This is a genomic window from Bradyrhizobium yuanmingense, assembly GCF_029167105.1.
Taxonomy (GTDB): domain Bacteria; phylum Pseudomonadota; class Alphaproteobacteria; order Rhizobiales; family Xanthobacteraceae; genus Bradyrhizobium; species Bradyrhizobium yuanmingense_A.
This window is the reverse complement of sequence record NZ_JARFML010000030.1, coordinates 39,029-53,143: the sequence shown is the minus strand read 5'-3', so window position 1 is coordinate 53,143 and position 14,115 is coordinate 39,029. Positions and strand designations below refer to the sequence as shown.

The 14,115-nt window shown below is 60.1% G+C and carries 15 protein-coding genes and 1 tRNA gene; 10 read left to right on the top strand and 6 right to left on the bottom strand.

Features of this window, described 5'->3' with window-relative positions; all coding sequences use genetic code 11:
* Positions 1-87: 87 nt before the first annotated feature.
* The 9 genes from P0R31_RS30570 (at position 88) to P0R31_RS30530 (ending at position 8,490) form a co-directional block, all read left to right on the top strand.
* Positions 88-1,368 (top strand): tyrosine-type recombinase/integrase, encoded by a 1,281-nt coding sequence (locus P0R31_RS30570; RefSeq protein WP_275518211.1) that lies wholly within the window; start codon positions 88-90, stop codon positions 1,366-1,368.
* A 559-nt stretch (positions 1,369-1,927) separates the two neighbouring features.
* On the top strand, positions 1,928-2,176 hold the full coding sequence (locus tag P0R31_RS30565; RefSeq protein WP_275518210.1) for a hypothetical protein: 249 nt from the start codon (positions 1,928-1,930) through the stop codon (positions 2,174-2,176).
* A 3-nt stretch (positions 2,177-2,179) separates the two neighbouring features.
* On the top strand, positions 2,180-2,515 hold the full coding sequence (locus tag P0R31_RS30560; protein ID WP_275518208.1) for a ProQ/FINO family protein: 336 nt from the start codon (positions 2,180-2,182) through the stop codon (positions 2,513-2,515).
* A 94-nt stretch (positions 2,516-2,609) separates the two neighbouring features.
* Positions 2,610-5,276 carry a DNA-primase RepB domain-containing protein gene (locus tag P0R31_RS30555; protein ID WP_275518206.1) on the top strand — a complete coding sequence of 889 codons (2,667 nt, stop codon included), beginning with the start codon at positions 2,610-2,612 and terminating at the stop codon, positions 5,274-5,276.
* Between the two features lie 248 nt (positions 5,277-5,524).
* Positions 5,525-5,788 carry a hypothetical protein gene (locus tag P0R31_RS30550; RefSeq protein ID WP_275518204.1) on the top strand — a complete coding sequence of 88 codons (264 nt, stop codon included), beginning with the start codon at positions 5,525-5,527 and terminating at the stop codon, positions 5,786-5,788.
* Between the two features lie 198 nt (positions 5,789-5,986).
* The gene (locus P0R31_RS30545) at positions 5,987-6,889 is read left to right on the top strand and encodes a phage major capsid protein (RefSeq protein WP_275518203.1); all 903 of its coding nucleotides are present in this window, start codon (positions 5,987-5,989) and stop codon (positions 6,887-6,889) included.
* Positions 6,886-7,332, top strand: a complete 447-nt coding sequence (locus tag P0R31_RS30540) for a hypothetical protein (protein WP_275518201.1) — start codon at positions 6,886-6,888, stop codon at positions 7,330-7,332. Before P0R31_RS30545 ends, P0R31_RS30540 begins: the two co-directional genes overlap by 4 nt.
* Positions 7,304-7,555 (top strand): hypothetical protein, encoded by a 252-nt coding sequence (locus P0R31_RS30535; protein WP_275518199.1) that lies wholly within the window; start codon positions 7,304-7,306, stop codon positions 7,553-7,555. Before P0R31_RS30540 ends, P0R31_RS30535 begins: the two co-directional genes overlap by 29 nt.
* A gap of 566 nt (positions 7,556-8,121) precedes the next feature.
* Positions 8,122-8,490, top strand: coding sequence for a hypothetical protein (locus tag P0R31_RS30530; protein WP_275518196.1), 369 nt, complete (start codon positions 8,122-8,124; stop codon positions 8,488-8,490).
* Between the two features lie 7 nt (positions 8,491-8,497).
* On the opposite strand, the gene P0R31_RS30525 is transcribed toward P0R31_RS30530, so the two are convergent.
* The 4 genes from P0R31_RS30525 to P0R31_RS30510 all read right to left on the bottom strand — a co-directional run bounded on the left by P0R31_RS30525 (position 8,498) and on the right by P0R31_RS30510 (position 10,877).
* Entirely contained in the window at positions 8,498-9,112 is a 615-nt protein-coding gene (locus tag P0R31_RS30525) for an FRG domain-containing protein (RefSeq protein ID WP_275518264.1), read from the bottom strand.
* Between the two features lie 10 nt (positions 9,113-9,122).
* Positions 9,123-9,635 (bottom strand): hypothetical protein, encoded by a 513-nt coding sequence (locus P0R31_RS30520; protein WP_275518195.1) that lies wholly within the window; start codon positions 9,633-9,635, stop codon positions 9,123-9,125.
* Between the two features lie 380 nt (positions 9,636-10,015).
* Positions 10,016-10,453: a hypothetical protein gene (locus P0R31_RS30515; RefSeq protein ID WP_275518194.1), complete on the bottom strand. Its 438-nt coding sequence runs from the start codon at positions 10,451-10,453 to the stop codon at positions 10,016-10,018.
* A gap of 334 nt (positions 10,454-10,787) precedes the next feature.
* A tRNA-Ser gene (locus tag P0R31_RS30510) sits at positions 10,788-10,877 on the bottom strand.
* Positions 10,878-11,071: 194 nt separating this feature from the next.
* Here P0R31_RS30510 and P0R31_RS30505 point away from each other — a divergent pair.
* Positions 11,072-11,413 (top strand): hypothetical protein, encoded by a 342-nt coding sequence (locus P0R31_RS30505; RefSeq protein ID WP_275518192.1) that lies wholly within the window; start codon positions 11,072-11,074, stop codon positions 11,411-11,413.
* Between the two features lie 182 nt (positions 11,414-11,595).
* Here the strand turns inward: P0R31_RS30505 and P0R31_RS30500 are convergent, their stop codons facing one another.
* Positions 11,596-13,059, bottom strand: coding sequence for a trehalose-6-phosphate synthase (locus tag P0R31_RS30500; RefSeq protein ID WP_275518191.1), 1,464 nt, complete (start codon positions 13,057-13,059; stop codon positions 11,596-11,598).
* 233 nt (positions 13,060-13,292) lie between these two features.
* Complete coding sequence (otsB, locus tag P0R31_RS30495; protein ID WP_275518190.1) at positions 13,293-14,114, bottom strand: trehalose-phosphatase; 822 nt, start codon at positions 14,112-14,114, stop codon at positions 13,293-13,295.
* Between the last annotated feature and the right edge of the window lies 1 nt (position 14,115).

Below are 14,115 nucleotides of genomic sequence, written 5' to 3'. Positions count from 1 at the left end.
TCTTCGCATCGCCGAGCCCCGATATTACCCGCTAGAAGTCGGAGCCAATCCGGGGGTCGCCCCGGGGGTCATTCGGAGCGGGGATCGATGAAGCTAACTGTGAAGGGCGTAGAGCGGGCACTGAAAAAGCCGGGCCGCTATCGAGACGGGCGAGGGCTCCTGCTCCAAGTCAACTCGGCCACAAATGCGAGTTGGGTCTTTAGGTACGAGCGCGGCGGACGGGAGCGATGGCTAGGCCTTGGTCCACTCTCCCTGCTCTCGCTCGCGGAAGCTCGCGACAAGGCTCACGAAGCACGGAAGCTCCTCTTCAATGGCATCGATCCGATGGAGCAACGGAAGGCGGAGAAGGCCGCGAAAGCGATCGAGCCGAGCGCGGCGCTTTCATTCGAAGAAGCCGCGCGGCAATACTTCGACCAACATCAGCAAAAGTGGCGCAACCCGAAGCACCGGGCTCAATTTTTATCGACGTTGGAGCAATACGCTTTCCCGCTCATTGGGCGCGTCGCTATCAGCCAGATCGATACGCCGCGCGTCATCGCGGTTCTGGAGCAACGGCACGCGAACTATCCAGACCAGCGGCTTTGGGACGCAATTCCGGAGACGGCCAATCGCCTGCGCGGCCGCATCGAGCAGGTTCTGGATTGGGCGACGGTCCGTGGCCATCGGACGGGCGACAATTCGGCGCGGTGGAAAGGCCACCTCGACAATGTTTTGCCCCCACGCGGCAGTATCCGGAAGGTGAAGCACCACCCCGCCCTCGCCTATGCGCAAATTCCGGACTTCATGGCTGAACTGCGCAGACGCGAAGGAATCGCGGCTCGTGCGCTGGAGTTTCTGATACTCACCGCCGCCCCCACCGGTGCGGTCATTGGCGCGCGACGCGATGAAGTCGATTTCGAGCAGAAGGTCTGGACCGTGCCTCCCGACCGAGCCGAGACAAAGATCAGCGTGGATCAGCCGCGCCGCGTCCCGCTAAGCGACCGCGCGATGGAAATCCTCAAGGGGCTGCCGATTGAAGACGGCAATCCATACCTCTTTATCGGCGGCAAAGCCGGGTCGGGTATAAGCAACATGGCCATGGCCGAGTTGATGAAAGACCTGGCTTGGCCCTCCACAACACCGGACCGGCTCGCGACGGTTCACGGCTTCCGGTCGAGCTTCAAAGATTGGGTGAGCGAGACGACCAATTTCCCGAACCATGTCAGCGAAGCTGCGCTGTGGCATGCTGTGGCTGATAAGGTCGAGGCAGCTTATAGACGCGGCGATTTATTCAATAAGCGGCGACGGCTCATGGTCGCTTGGGCGCAGTATTGCACTGCTCTTCCGCTTGCAAGCGCGAAGGTCGTGCCGATGCGGGGTGCGCGATGATGAAGTCAAGAAGAGCGAGCCATTCGAGCGGGCTACAGAAGTTATTCGAAGCTGATGCCGGCAAAGGAGGACTCAGCGAGTGGCCGAGCGACAATGCCTCAACGCTCGCTATCCCAGCGCATGAGTGGCCTTGGATAGATGCAATTTATGCGGCCAACACAAAGCACGACCCACGCCGCCTAGTCGCTTTGCTCTCCAAGGAGCAGGTCCCTGCTTCAATCATGCCTATGCTCGCGGCCCTCCTCACTGCGAGATTGAGCGGCAAGCCCGGACGCCCGAGCATCCTACCTACGCACATCCAGATCAGAAACCACCTTGCGCTAAATGCCGTCCAGACGTTGATCGAAGAAGGATGGCCCGTGAAGGCAGCCGTTTCGGAGGTGGCGCCCCGATGGAACATGCCCGCAAAGACGCTGGCCGATCTTAGGTCTGGCCGGAGCGGTGCCGCTCGCAGGCGGCGTCTTACCGCCTAAAACCTACCGGCTTTTTAGGCGCACTGTTTTTAGGCGAAGGTTCGCTCCAACCCGGATTTACCCGGTGCAATACGGAGCAAAAATTGATGCCTCAACGCAGCTCGAAACGGCGACCGGCGCCGCCAATCATTCACCCCGATCATTTTTATCGTATGGTAGACGGCCCCGCGTTCTACGGTTATGGGCCAACCGTATTGGCCGAAAAGATCGAAACCGGCGAAGTGCCGAAGCCGATCTCTCTGTCCGAAAGCGGACGCGCGCGGGGATGGTTCGGCCGCACGATACTCGCGTGGCAGAGGTCGCGAGAAGAAGCGGCGGCAAAGCAGAGCGCGTGAGTCATGGCCGGCAACATCCTTCCAACGCTCCGCGAACGTTGGCCGGAGGTCTTCTGCTCGCCGCCCCGGCCGCTCGCGATCGGCATCATTACGCAGCTTCACGGCGAACTGTATCCGCGCGAGCACGCCCCCAATTGGGAGTTCTCGGCTCACGGCCGCGCGCTCGCGAGCGCGCTGGCAATTTGGTGCTCGCAGCGCGAATACTTTGAAGCTTGCGTTACACCTCGCGCACCGCGCTACTCGTTGAACGGAGAGGCTTGCGGCGAGGTCACTGAACACCAAGCCGCGTTTGCGCGGGCATCGTTGGCGCGATTGGACGGACTTCGGCCGCCGACGTAGGCGACCGGGCGGAACGCGATCATACAGGAGAGTGGAGGAGCTTGAACAAGAAAGCCCAGCGTTGGCGCGCTGGGCTCGATGAAAGGATTCATTGATGGACGCTCAAGTGCAAGAGATTACCGGTTCTCCGGACGAAAGGGAAGCTGCGGACTTCCTCGAACAACTACGCCCCGGAGGGCCTTGGGTCCTCACCGCCATCATCCCTGACGGGCGGACCGATACGCGGACATTCACGACCGCGGAAATCGAGGCTATGCGCGCGTTCATTCGAAAGCAGAACGCCACCTCGAATATCTACTACAGCCTCAACCCGGCACGAACGCACCTCAACAAGAAGGCGACGAAGAAGGACATTGCCTCAGTCGACTATCTCCACGTCGATGCCGATCCGAGCGCCGATGAGACGCCAGCGCAGTTTAAAGAGCGGCTGGCGCCACTGATTGCCTCGTTTGGGCAACAACCCACCTTTGTGATCGATAGCGGCAATGGCGTCCAACTGTTGTGGCGTCTCGATGCTCCCGTCTCGCTGACCAGTGAGCAAGATATCGACGATATCGAGGCACGCAACTTTGCGCTGGCGCGGGCTTTCGGTGCCGATCCCTCGACGCGCAACGTGGATCGCATCCTACGTGTGCCCGGCACGACGAATTGGCCCAACGAGAAGAAACGGAAGGCGGGCCGAACGGCCTGTCCCGCGACGGTCATCGACTATTGTGACGTCAGCTATCCGCTATCCGCCTTTCCGCCAGCGGCGGTGGAGACTAAGAAGCCGAAGATTGCCAAAGCTGAGACGCCATCGCTGGGGAGCAGAAAGAAGCTGCCGTACAAAATGCGGCTGATGCTTGACGCTACGGGCGCCACGCCCGCTGGACATAAGTCGCGTTCCGAGTTGGTGTTTGCGTTTTTGTGCGAAGCTTTGCGCAAGGGATTTGATGAACAACAGATCATCGCGCTTTGCCTCGATGAGGCCTACCGCGGCAAATCGATCTTCGAGCATATCAGCGACGAAGGCGGCCGGAAGTATTTGGAAGGGCAGATCGAGAAGGCGCTGAAAGAGCCAGTTAATGCTGAGGGCAAGGTCGTCATCAAAGTCACGACCAGCAACCTCGACGAGGCTTGGCGGCAAACCGAGCGCTCTCTAATCCGAGCGAAAAATTGCGAAGTCTATGTCCGCGGCGGCAGCCTCGTGCAGCCGCTGTGGCGATTTGAGAAGTCTGCCGATCGAAATCGCGACACTCTCGTTGCCAGCTTCGTCAGGTATAACGTTGCGAGGCTGCGGGACGTTGTCGGCCATCACGCCGCGTCATTTGAGCGCTTTGACCAAAGATCGAGGTCCTATAAGCCCGTGGATCCACCGAGAGACGTGATCGAAGCTCTATTGGAGGCGGGTCACTGGTCTTTCCCCTCGGTGAAGGGGATCGTCACTTCGCCGACGATGCGTCCAGACGGTTCGTTGCTCGTTAAACCCGGATACGATCCCGCCACTCAGCTTTGGTACAAGTCCGCTGGCGATATCTCATTGCCGCCGATGCCCGAACGTCCGACGAAGGCCGACGCCAAAATAGCGCTGGCGAAACTCACCGAGATGCTCGAAGAATTTCCGTTTGCTGGGGACAAAGCGGACAAAGCAGCCAATGTGGACACCGACAAAGCACCCAATGTGGACAAGTCTGTTGCGCTCGCCGCCATCCTAACAACGGTCCTTCGTGGCGCGTTTGAGGTCGCGCCGATGTTTTTCATCAGTGCTCCCGAGGCTGGCACCGGCAAGTCCTACCTCGTCAAAGTCATCTCGACCATCGCCACTGGCCGCGAAGCTGTCCCGTTGGCTGGGACACGGAATACGGAGGAGATGGAGAAGCGGCTCAGCGCTGCCGCGTTCGAAGCCTTACCGATCCTCTCTCTCAACAACCTAGATCACGACCTCGATAGTGGCCTGCTCTGTCAGATGCTCACCGAAGGCAAGATCAAGATACGCCTGTTTGGCCGGAACGACGAAACGCGCGAGTGTGATTGCCGGGGGACGACGGTCCTCGCGAACGGCAACAACATCCGCATCGTCGGCGACCTGGTACGGAGAACGTTGACTTGCCGTCTCGATGCAAAGGTTGAGGCACCCGAGAAGCGTGAATTCACGTTTGACCCCGTGGAGCGCGTGAGAGCCGACAGGGGCGCCTATCTCGCCGCGGCCTTCACGATTGCCCGCGCCTACATCGCGGCAGGCTCTCCGCCGCAGGCTAACGCCGCTTCGATCGCGGGTTTCGCCGACTGGAGACGCTTCGTCCAATTACCTCTCGTGTGGCTTGGGCAAGAGGACCCGGTGAAGAGTATGGAGGATGCTCGGGCGATGGATCCAACCCGGAGCGCTCTCGCGGATCGCATGAAGGCGTTGCTCGAATGTATCGGCGCGAATAGCGATTTCACTGCGGCCCAAGTTTACAACAAAGCGATGGAAACGACGATGGCGGGTGGCGGCTTTCCGAAACCCGCCTATCCAAACTTGATCGTGGTCTACAGCCGCGATGGCCGAAACGTAAACGCCAAGTCGATTGGCAATCAACTCGTGGCCGACCTCGGACGGGTGTCGATTGGGCACAAGATCGAACTCGTGAAGAAGGACCCAAAGACGAGTCACAGTTATCGGATTGTCGCGAGCGAGGAGACCCAAAAGGGTCGGGCCGCTCCGGTAGTGCCCAGCGAGGAGACGGACGCCGCGCGACCGACGACGCCCAACGAGGAGGTGAAGAATGACGACCTATACTGAGGGGGGGTTTAGGGGTATTCGGGGTTTGTACCTACGCCACGCGCGAAAAAGGCGGAAGGAAGGAAAGAAGACTGTTTATAGAAGCGGGCGGGGCAAAACCCGGAAATACCCTAAACCCCCTTCGGCTCTCTCCCTTGGGCTCAACCGCCTCCTACGCTGGCGAACGCTCCCGGGGCTCGCGAGAGACTGCCGAGGCGTGGCAGGCCCCTCCTGCCAGCCCGCTCGTGGCGGGCGGAGGGTTTCGGGCCATGAGTAAGGAGCGCTCCCGCCGCCCGCCTCCGAAGTCCTCCGCGAAGCGACGCGCGTCCTGGCGCCGATACCGGGAGCGAAAGAAGGCGGGCGGATGGGGGCGGATCGTCGTGCCCGTTGAACTCGATGAGGAGTTTGTCGAGGAGGTCGTGGACCGGAAGCAACTGCCCGCGGCCGACCGCCGAAACCGGGACGCGATCGGGAAGCTGGCCCGGCGGCTCCTCCAGGTCGAATGGGCAGAGTTGTCCCGCCCCAAAAAATAATTCGCTACTGCGTCGCCAAGGTCGATCTGGGAGCCGGCTATATTTCGGATTATGAGCAGTTCACACCCAGATCGTTTCCGCCGCGACCGCGCCGCGCCGTTTGTCCGCGCCGCGACCGCCACGCTCCTCGCGAGCGTCCACAATTCCTTCCCGGGCCACGTCGCAAAACAAAACTGGCCCGGGGACATCGATGTACCGATGTTGCTCAAGGCCGCGACCTCGCCGGCAACGACATCTTCAAGCACTTGGGCCGGTTCGCTCGCTTCGGCAGCAGTCGCCGATTTCATTTCCGTCATGGGCGGGGCGAGCGCTGCGGCAACGGTTTTTGGTTCAGGACATCAATTCACATTTGACCACACCAACGGCATCGCGATGCCGGGAGTTGTCGCCGACGCGAACATTGCCGGCTTTGTCGGCGAAGCCGCGCCGATCCCAGTTAAGGGATTGAGTTTCGATGGACCGCGGCTAGAGCGCCGCAAGTTCGCAACAATCGTCCCGTTCACTCGCGAGATTTTCGAACACTCAACGCCGAACATCGAAGCAATTGTTCGCACAGTGCTCACCGAAAGCCTCGGCCTCGCTACCGACGCAGCACTGTTCAGCGACTCAGCCGGGAGCGCCATTCGTCCGCCCGGATTATTGCTCGGTATCGCGCCGCTCACACCCTCGACCGCCACCAATCCTCAAGACGCGATGGTCGCAGACATCACGGTGCTAGTCTCGGCTGTCGCGCCCATCGGCGAGGCCGTTCTCGTTGCCGCGACAGATCAGGCGGTCGCGTTGCGACTACGTCAACATCGCGAGACCTATACGGTGTTGCCGTCCGCCGCGCTCGCAGCCGGCACGGTGATCGCGATTGCACCTAATGGGCTCGCGAGCGCGATCGATGCTGTGCCTCGATTTGAGCTTGCGTCCGAAGCCACACTTGTTATGGACGACGCCGCTGGGCCGATCAGCACTGTTGGCACACCCAACGTCGTCGCAGCCCCGGCGCGTTCGCTCTTCCAAAGCGACACAATCGCATTGCGCGTTATCTTGCAAGTCTCTTGGGGCCTTCGGAGCCCTTTGGCGATTTCGTTTCTGACCGGAGCATCGTGGTGAGCTACGAACGAGCCCGCGCCACTCTCGCCCGCGCTCACGAAGCGCTCGCCCGAACAGCGAGTATCCACGAAGAGATTGCCGACCGCCGCGCTCGCGAGGCACTTGGTTTGATTCCAAAGCCTTATTCGGCTCCTTCAGTCGCGGATGCCTCTCCAACGGAGCAGGAAGTCACTCTCACCAGCGCCGATTTCCCCTTCGGATTGGTCGCCGTTGCGGAAGGATATCCGCGACTTCCAATCAACACCTCCGCCGATCTCGAAGCAGCTCGCCTTATGAGCACCGAGTTTGCGCAGGAGTTGCTCGTTCAAGTCATCGCGGCAGCACGCGCCGAATGTCTCGAAGAGATTGACGCGTTGCGCGCCGAAGTAAAGGCGCTGAAGCGGCGACGTAGACGTAAAGCGAGCGAGGATCGAATTGACCCAGCACAACCCGACCAGCGATGAAGCAATCGCTTCGAACATGCGAGCAATTTGCGACGCTGTCCTGAAGGCCCGCGAGTTCAATCCGATGCGCACCGCCTCCGGCCTTTGTATCGTCGCGATGGCGCTCGCTGGCGCCGATCCACTTTCGCGCTCTGTGCTTCGCTCCACTATGCTCGAATGTGTCGACGAGCTAACGGATGAACTTACTCTTTCGATTTCGGCTGCCGTCGAGATGCGCCAATGATTTTTATTCCTTTCGATCATCGGTGCAACCTCCGGCAACGCGGCTCCGGTTTCTTGGCGAGAACGCCGCAAAGGGATCGGAGCCGCCTCAAACAATCAAAGACCCGGGGGGAGGTCATCTATAACTTACAGTCCAAGATAGAAGACCGGCCCGCAGAGCGACAATCTTCACGTGTCCTTTATTTTTCAGCATGAGAACAGCACCTAACCAGCGAACGTCCGTTGTCCATCTCGACCTGACCGGCGCACCTCCGCCGCTGGTCGCGCCCTCCTCTCTCACGACTGCCGAACGCGCGCTGTTTCGGGACATCGTGAGCGAGACCGATTCTCGGCACTTCGCGAGGGGCGACGTTCAATTGTTGGCGTCATACGTGCAGGTGGTCATTGCAGTCCGGAAGCTCGCCGCGGTCGCCAACCGGAAGCCGTCGTCCGGAGGGTATGCATCGCTGGAAAGAATGGCGCGGTTGCAGGCGAGCTTAGCAACCAAATTGAGGCTCAGCCCTCAGAGCCGCTTGGATCGCAAGACCGCGGGACGGTTGGTCGCGCGACGGGCGAAAGCTTCATATTATGACCAAGCAAACGACGATGACGACGAGTGAAGACGATCACGCCGCCCTCGAACTGGCCATCTTGCGCATCTTGGGCAACCCGGAGCACGCGCACCACGATCAGATAAAGGCGAAGCTCGAAAGCGAGCCTTGGGCCGATGTCGCCCGGTTCGCCGCTTACAGTGAGCAGATCGCTGCATTATGCTTGAAGCCCTGGCATTCGCCACCGGCCTCAATTGATGATCCAGAGGCCGTCCTCGCGTTGGGCAAGGCGCATCCCGACTACAAGGCCGCGAAGTTGTTACAGCGCATGCTCCAGCATGGCGTATCGAAATTCCACCCTGATCCTTTGCGCGCGATTGATGCGGCCTCTGATTCTGGGCGTTGAGGCCTGATCAAAGCTCAAAAAATCGTTCTTTCATTTGGTTGCATGCTCCATCGAGTCCAGGAAAGAGCGAGCCTGCATTGATGCCCATCAACTCAAGCTCTCGCAGCACTCTGGGTCGCTCGGCAACGGGAATATCGATTGCGGTCAGAAACTTTCGTCCGTCCTTTTCCATTGAAGGAATGTACCATTCGAGATCGTCAACGTTGGTGACCAGCGAAAAGCCTTGTTGCGGCAAGACTCTGGGATTGTTGAGGGCCAAGGGTTCCAAAACGGTCGCATGAAGGAAGCCGGGGCTAAGTGCGGGAGCCCTTTCATACGTTTCATTCCAGAGGTAGCCGTCGAATACGAAGATGCGGACCCTGGCGTCGGGCGGCATCGTTCGCAAGGTAGGGCTACGAAAGGCGAAATAAGCCGCAATAAACGGTGACAGTGTCCAATCGAGGAGCGGAGTTGGGTATCCGTGATGTTGAACAAGGGCCAGAAAGGCAGCGTAGTCGTTCGGATCCTGAAGATTAAACCGGTGTGTCGTGAGACCCGTAAGGTGCCGATAAAGAGCGGGAATGTCTTGATGCATGAATTTGGTGAGGTTGGCGCGCCCCGTTCTATGAAATGCAGTACGCAGTTTCCATCTGTTACTTTCCTGCCCGCGAAACAGAAAGCGCGCTCGTTGTAGACCAGTTAAATTCGTCCCACGATCTCTCTATGGACGAGAGCGAGGATTCTTCTCCTCCCTCGCTCCTCTTAAGAAACCCCTCACCACGGGTACCAGTATCCGTCGACCAATGTATCTGAATCTCTCGCTCTGAAATCGCGAGATTGACGTCAGCAAATTTCGCGATGGTCGCATCGGGATGAGTCTTCTTGATGCTATCGTCAGTAATGGTGTTGCCGGTTCCTCGTTCTACCAGGACCAGCGGCACTCGAACGGACACGGTCTCTTGACCCTTTGGTATAGACAGCTCACCATAGGATGCAGGGACGGTTCGGTCGTTGGCTATTGCATAAACCGAGCCCTCGTATTGAGAGCCGACGTCGTCTAGTTCAACGACGAGAAGACCGTCACTATTGCGTTTGCTTGAGTAGATTCCAATCCATTGTCCGTTCAATGAGGCGACGGAAGTAGTCACGGCAGAAGTCTGATTCATGGCTGCTTGGAAGCTCCGCGAGATGGGACCCGCAAGACCAATTAGGGAAGTGAAAGGCCGCCCTCGCAGCGAGTCAGCTCAACGCATTGGAATCATTTCGGATTCAGCATACCCTTGTTGACCAAGCTGTTTCCGTGCGCTATCGTTCGAATTGCTCCGGGGGCGGTAATCGCCCCTTCTCTATTATTGATCTCGGATACGGCTTCAGCGTTGGCGCGCCGAAGCCACCACAGGAACAAGAACTGCTCTTGTCGCTGTGCATGCCGAGACTCATGTCGCTGGTGTGTACGAACACTTGGCTTCTCCTTTCTTCCGGTGAACTAAGCACTCGCCGGTGTGCCGCTGTGCAGCGAGGCCCCGGGAAATCCGGGGCCTTAACTTTAGAACCGCCTCTTGACTGGCGGAAACAGAGACGGCTGCTCTGGCAAGAGAAACCAGCGAGTGCCCCTCAGATCGATTTTTTTGTCGCGATCTTTGAGCCGCGATAGCTGTGGTGACAAACTCGTCCTCACGATAGTGCCGTCAAAATAGTTCTTGTTGATCTCAGCGAGGATTTCCTGGGCCGTCATTCCATCCGGTTTGCTCTTCAGGACCTCGATTACTGCTTGCATAATTGTTGGTGTCTTCTTGGAAGCGCGATCGTCTATCGCGCTTAGAGCAACATCGATTTTCTCCAACTGAGACCTGACTTGATCGATCTTGCCGTCCAGTTTGAGGAACTCGTCCCATAGTTCATTTCGGGTTTTCACAAGTTCGCTCAGTGACGCTTCGATCTCACTCCTCCTAGCTTCAAGCAAATTGCGGATGTCGTCGTCCATGCGAGTCACTGTATTCTCACTTCGACGGAATTGCAACATCACGATGGTTAACGGACTCCATCATGGTTAAAGAATCGTTAATTGGATTCGGCAGGAATTGGCATGGAACGTGCTACGCGCGCGCTAGTACCTTCCCGCGGCGGGTGTGGTGTTTTGATACCATTGGCGCCCCATTCGTCGATGAGCGACTGTTAGGGCGAGACTTCCGATTCAGGGAGTGTGGCTCAGATGTTCGCCACCCGTTCCTGGGTGGAGCGAGCATGCGCGCCTCCCCGGGGGTTGAGCCGGGGGTCTTACGGGAAGCGCAGAAATTATCTAACGATTTCAATGACAATGGCGGAGAGAGTGGGATTCGAACCCACGGTACGGTTTCCCGCACACACGCTTTCCAAGCGTGCGCCTTAAGCCACTCGGCCATCTCTCCGGAGCGCCCTCTCTTGAAGGGGCGCCGACGATTTTGCAAGGGATCGCGGGGATATCCGACGATTTTTCAGCAACCTGTTGTATTTACAGGATAATATCTTGCCTCCCACGTGCCGCAGCCCGCCTGCCGGCTGAACCGCAGGCGGGTTTGACGCGACGATTCACGGCAAGCCGCCAAACACGACCGGTGACACCATGACGATCCGCAACACCATCGTCGCCCTGAGCCTCATTTCGGCCCTCGGCACCGCCTTTGCCGCGCCTGCCCTGGCCCAGGTTTGCACCCGGCAGGGGAGCGACGTCAGCTGCGACGACGGCCGGCGCGGGGTGCTTTCGGGCGATGCCATCCTCTGGCCGGACGGAACGCGCTCCAGCTCGACGCCACATCAGAGCGTGATCATCGGCAACAAGAGCTCGGTGCGTGTCGGGACCGGCGTGTTTGTCGGTCAGGGCAAGGGCGTGGTGCCGCTGGACGATCCGAACGCGCCGCACAAGCGGCAATGCGCGATCCTGGACGGCGTGTCGTATTGCTATTGAGGGGCGCTCTTGCCTTCTCCCCTTGGAGAAGGTGGCGCGAAGCGCCGGATGATGGGTTGCGTCCACGAATCTCGCTGCGAGACGTTCACGCGTGGAGAGACACCCCTCACCCGTCTCGCCGCTGTCGCGCCGAGCCACCCTCTCCCACAAAGGGGAGAGGGTGGGATCGAGCCAAGCTGAGATTAGATCAACCGCACGCCTGATATCGCCGACTTCAGCCAGCGAAGCGCCTGCGGCGGCTGGGCTGCGAGCGGCGCGACGGCCGCCTTCTGGGTGCGGCATTTCTCGAGCTCGGCGACGAAATCGGCGGACCATTGCTGGATGGTGTGGCCGCGCAGCTTCTTCATCATCGCGTCCCAGCGCATCTTGCGCTCGGTGAGCGGCATGGATGACGCGACCGCGATCGCGCGGGCCATGCCGTCGATGTCGTGCGGATTGACCAGCAGCGCGGCGTCGAGCTCGTTGGCGGCGCCGGCGAATTTCGACAGCACCAGCACGCCGGGATCGGCGGGGTTTTGCGCGGCGACGTATTCCTTGGCGACGAGGTTCATGCCGTCGTGCAGCGGCGTCACCACGCCGACCTGCGCGGTGCGGTAGAGACCGGCGAGCACGGCCTGGCTGAAGCCTTTGTTCAAATAGCGGATCGGCGTCCAGTCGACCTCGCCGTGGCGGCCGTTGACGTCGGTGACGAGGCGCGCGACCTCGTTCTGGAGATTGCCATAGGCCTCGATGCCGCCACGCGAGGGATTGGCGATCTGGAGCAGCGAGATGCTGCGCGCAAACTGCGGCTGCTCGGTCCAGAGCCGGTCGAACGCGCTGATGCGGTTGACGAGACCCTTGGAATAGTCGAGCCGGTCGACGCCGATCGCGAGGCGCTCGCCGTTGAGGCTGCGGCGCAGGCGCGACACATCAGGATGCGCGGCCGACTTCGCCGCATAGGCGGCGAACTTCTCCGCATCGATGCCGATCGGGAAGACTTCGCAGCGCGTGCGGCCGTGCTGCGAGATCACGACACCATCCTCGATGGTGAGGCCGAGCTCGCCGCCCACATAAGAGAGGAAGTTCTGCCGATCCTCCTCGGTCTGGAAGCCGAGCAGATCATAGGCCAGCATCGCCGTGATCAGCTCGCGATGGTTGGGCACGCCCTGCATCACGGCAGTGACAGGCCACGGCGTATGCAGGAAGAAGCCGACGGGGTCATCGACGCCGAGGTCGCGCAGCTCGGCGCCGAGCGCGAGGAAATGATAGTCCTGCACCCAGAACGCGGTCTGCGGTTTGCGGAAACGCATCAAGGCGCGCGCCATGAAGGCGTTGACCTCGCGATAGCTGACATAGTCCTCACGCGAGACGCGGATCAGATCGCTGCGCGAATGCAGCGCCGGCCACAGCGCCGAATTGGCAAAGCCTTCGTAGTATCCGCCGTAATGGGCCGCCGGCAGATCCAGCGTCGCAATCGCGCCTGTCCCGAGCGCCTCGATCTCGGCGAACGGCTCCTTCTGATGGCCATCACGCACCCGGCCGGAGGAACCGACCCAGATCGCACCCGAATGTTCCACCACGGGAAGCAATGCCGCCGCAAGGCCGCCCGTCATGGGCTCATTGGGTTTGCCGCGGGCGACGCGATTTGAAACGACGATCAAGTTCACAGGTCGTCCCCTCCTGTTCATTCCGCCCCATTTAACTGCCGTTCATCAATATGGTTCCTGATCATCGTTTCAACCAATTGAAACCAAAATCGGGCGTGCGCGTTGGAACTGGTTTCGCTCGCGGAACTCAGCCATTTCGCCGCAAAAAGACAGCATTTCCGGCCCGTTTGCGCTGCATGCATCGCAGCGCGCAATGGAAGCCTTTGTGTCTGCGGGATGACGCTGGCTTGGTTTCACCTGGGATCGAGCAGGTGCGCAAGGAACGCACGCACATCCGCCGGCGCATCGAAATGGCCATTCACGCCCATGGCGCGGCGGCCGACCGAGAACGCCAGCCCGTCCATGTCGGGCATGATCGCGAACACGGTCTCATCGGTGACGTCGTCACCGATGAACAGCGGACGACGTCCTTTGAACGGCTCGCGCTTCATCAACTCGCGCACGCCGCTCGCCTTGGTGAATCCGGAATGCTTGATCTCGCAGACGAACTTGCCCGGCAGCACCTCGATCGGCGCATTGGGCAGATCGGCGCGGATCAGTGAGACGGATTCGTAGATCGCCTTCTCCGCATGCGGCGCGAGGCGGTAATGCAGCGCGAGCGAATAGCCCTTGTCCTCGAGCAGGATTCCGGGGCTGAGCTTGGCGATGGCGGCGAGGCGCCGCTTCAGCTCCTTGTCGAGCGGCGGCGCGTGCAGGGCATCCGCTTCACTGTCCACCGCCAGCCGCATCTCCGCGCCATGACCGGCGACGGCGCGGAACACGTCGGGCGCGAAGATCAGGTCGATGTCGTTGAGCGAGCGGCCGCTGACCAGCGCCAGCGCCCCCGAGGTGCGCTCGGTCAAAGCTTTCAGCGTTTCCGACAGGCCCGGCGGCACCCACACCTCGCGCGGCGTCGGCATCAGCTCAAGCAGCGTGCCATCGATGTCGAGCAGAATGGCGATTTCATCGAGATGCGGCACCAACGCATGCGGCACCGGCACCGTTTCCGGCGTCTCGTCGTCATCAGGCATGGTGAGCTTCTGGTCCAACGCCACTTCCGCAAGTTCCGATTTCATC

What these genes read in the sequence shown, in the direction of transcription:
- P0R31_RS30565 (WP_275518210.1), top strand. Translation starts at nt 1,928, where the DNA reads ATGCCTCAACGCAGCTCGAAACGGCGACCGGCGCCGCCAATCATTCAC.
- P0R31_RS30515 (WP_275518194.1), bottom strand. Translation starts at nt 10,453, where the DNA reads ATGGACGACGACATCCGCAATTTGCTTGAAGCTAGGAGGAGTGAGATC.
- P0R31_RS30560 (WP_275518208.1), top strand. Translation starts at nt 2,180, where the DNA reads ATGGCCGGCAACATCCTTCCAACGCTCCGCGAACGTTGGCCGGAGGTC.
- P0R31_RS30555 (WP_275518206.1), top strand. Translation starts at nt 2,610, where the DNA reads ATGGACGCTCAAGTGCAAGAGATTACCGGTTCTCCGGACGAAAGGGAA.
- P0R31_RS30530 (WP_275518196.1), top strand. Translation starts at nt 8,122, where the DNA reads ATGACCAAGCAAACGACGATGACGACGAGTGAAGACGATCACGCCGCC.
- P0R31_RS30505 (WP_275518192.1), top strand. Translation starts at nt 11,072, where the DNA reads ATGACGATCCGCAACACCATCGTCGCCCTGAGCCTCATTTCGGCCCTC.
- P0R31_RS30520 (WP_275518195.1), bottom strand. Translation starts at nt 9,635, where the DNA reads ATGAATCAGACTTCTGCCGTGACTACTTCCGTCGCCTCATTGAACGGA.
- otsB (WP_275518190.1), bottom strand. Translation starts at nt 14,114, where the DNA reads ATGAAATCGGAACTTGCGGAAGTGGCGTTGGACCAGAAGCTCACCATG.
- P0R31_RS30570 (WP_275518211.1), top strand. Translation starts at nt 88, where the DNA reads ATGAAGCTAACTGTGAAGGGCGTAGAGCGGGCACTGAAAAAGCCGGGC.
- P0R31_RS30550 (WP_275518204.1), top strand. Translation starts at nt 5,525, where the DNA reads ATGAGTAAGGAGCGCTCCCGCCGCCCGCCTCCGAAGTCCTCCGCGAAG.
- P0R31_RS30545 (WP_275518203.1), top strand. Translation starts at nt 5,987, where the DNA reads ATGTTGCTCAAGGCCGCGACCTCGCCGGCAACGACATCTTCAAGCACT.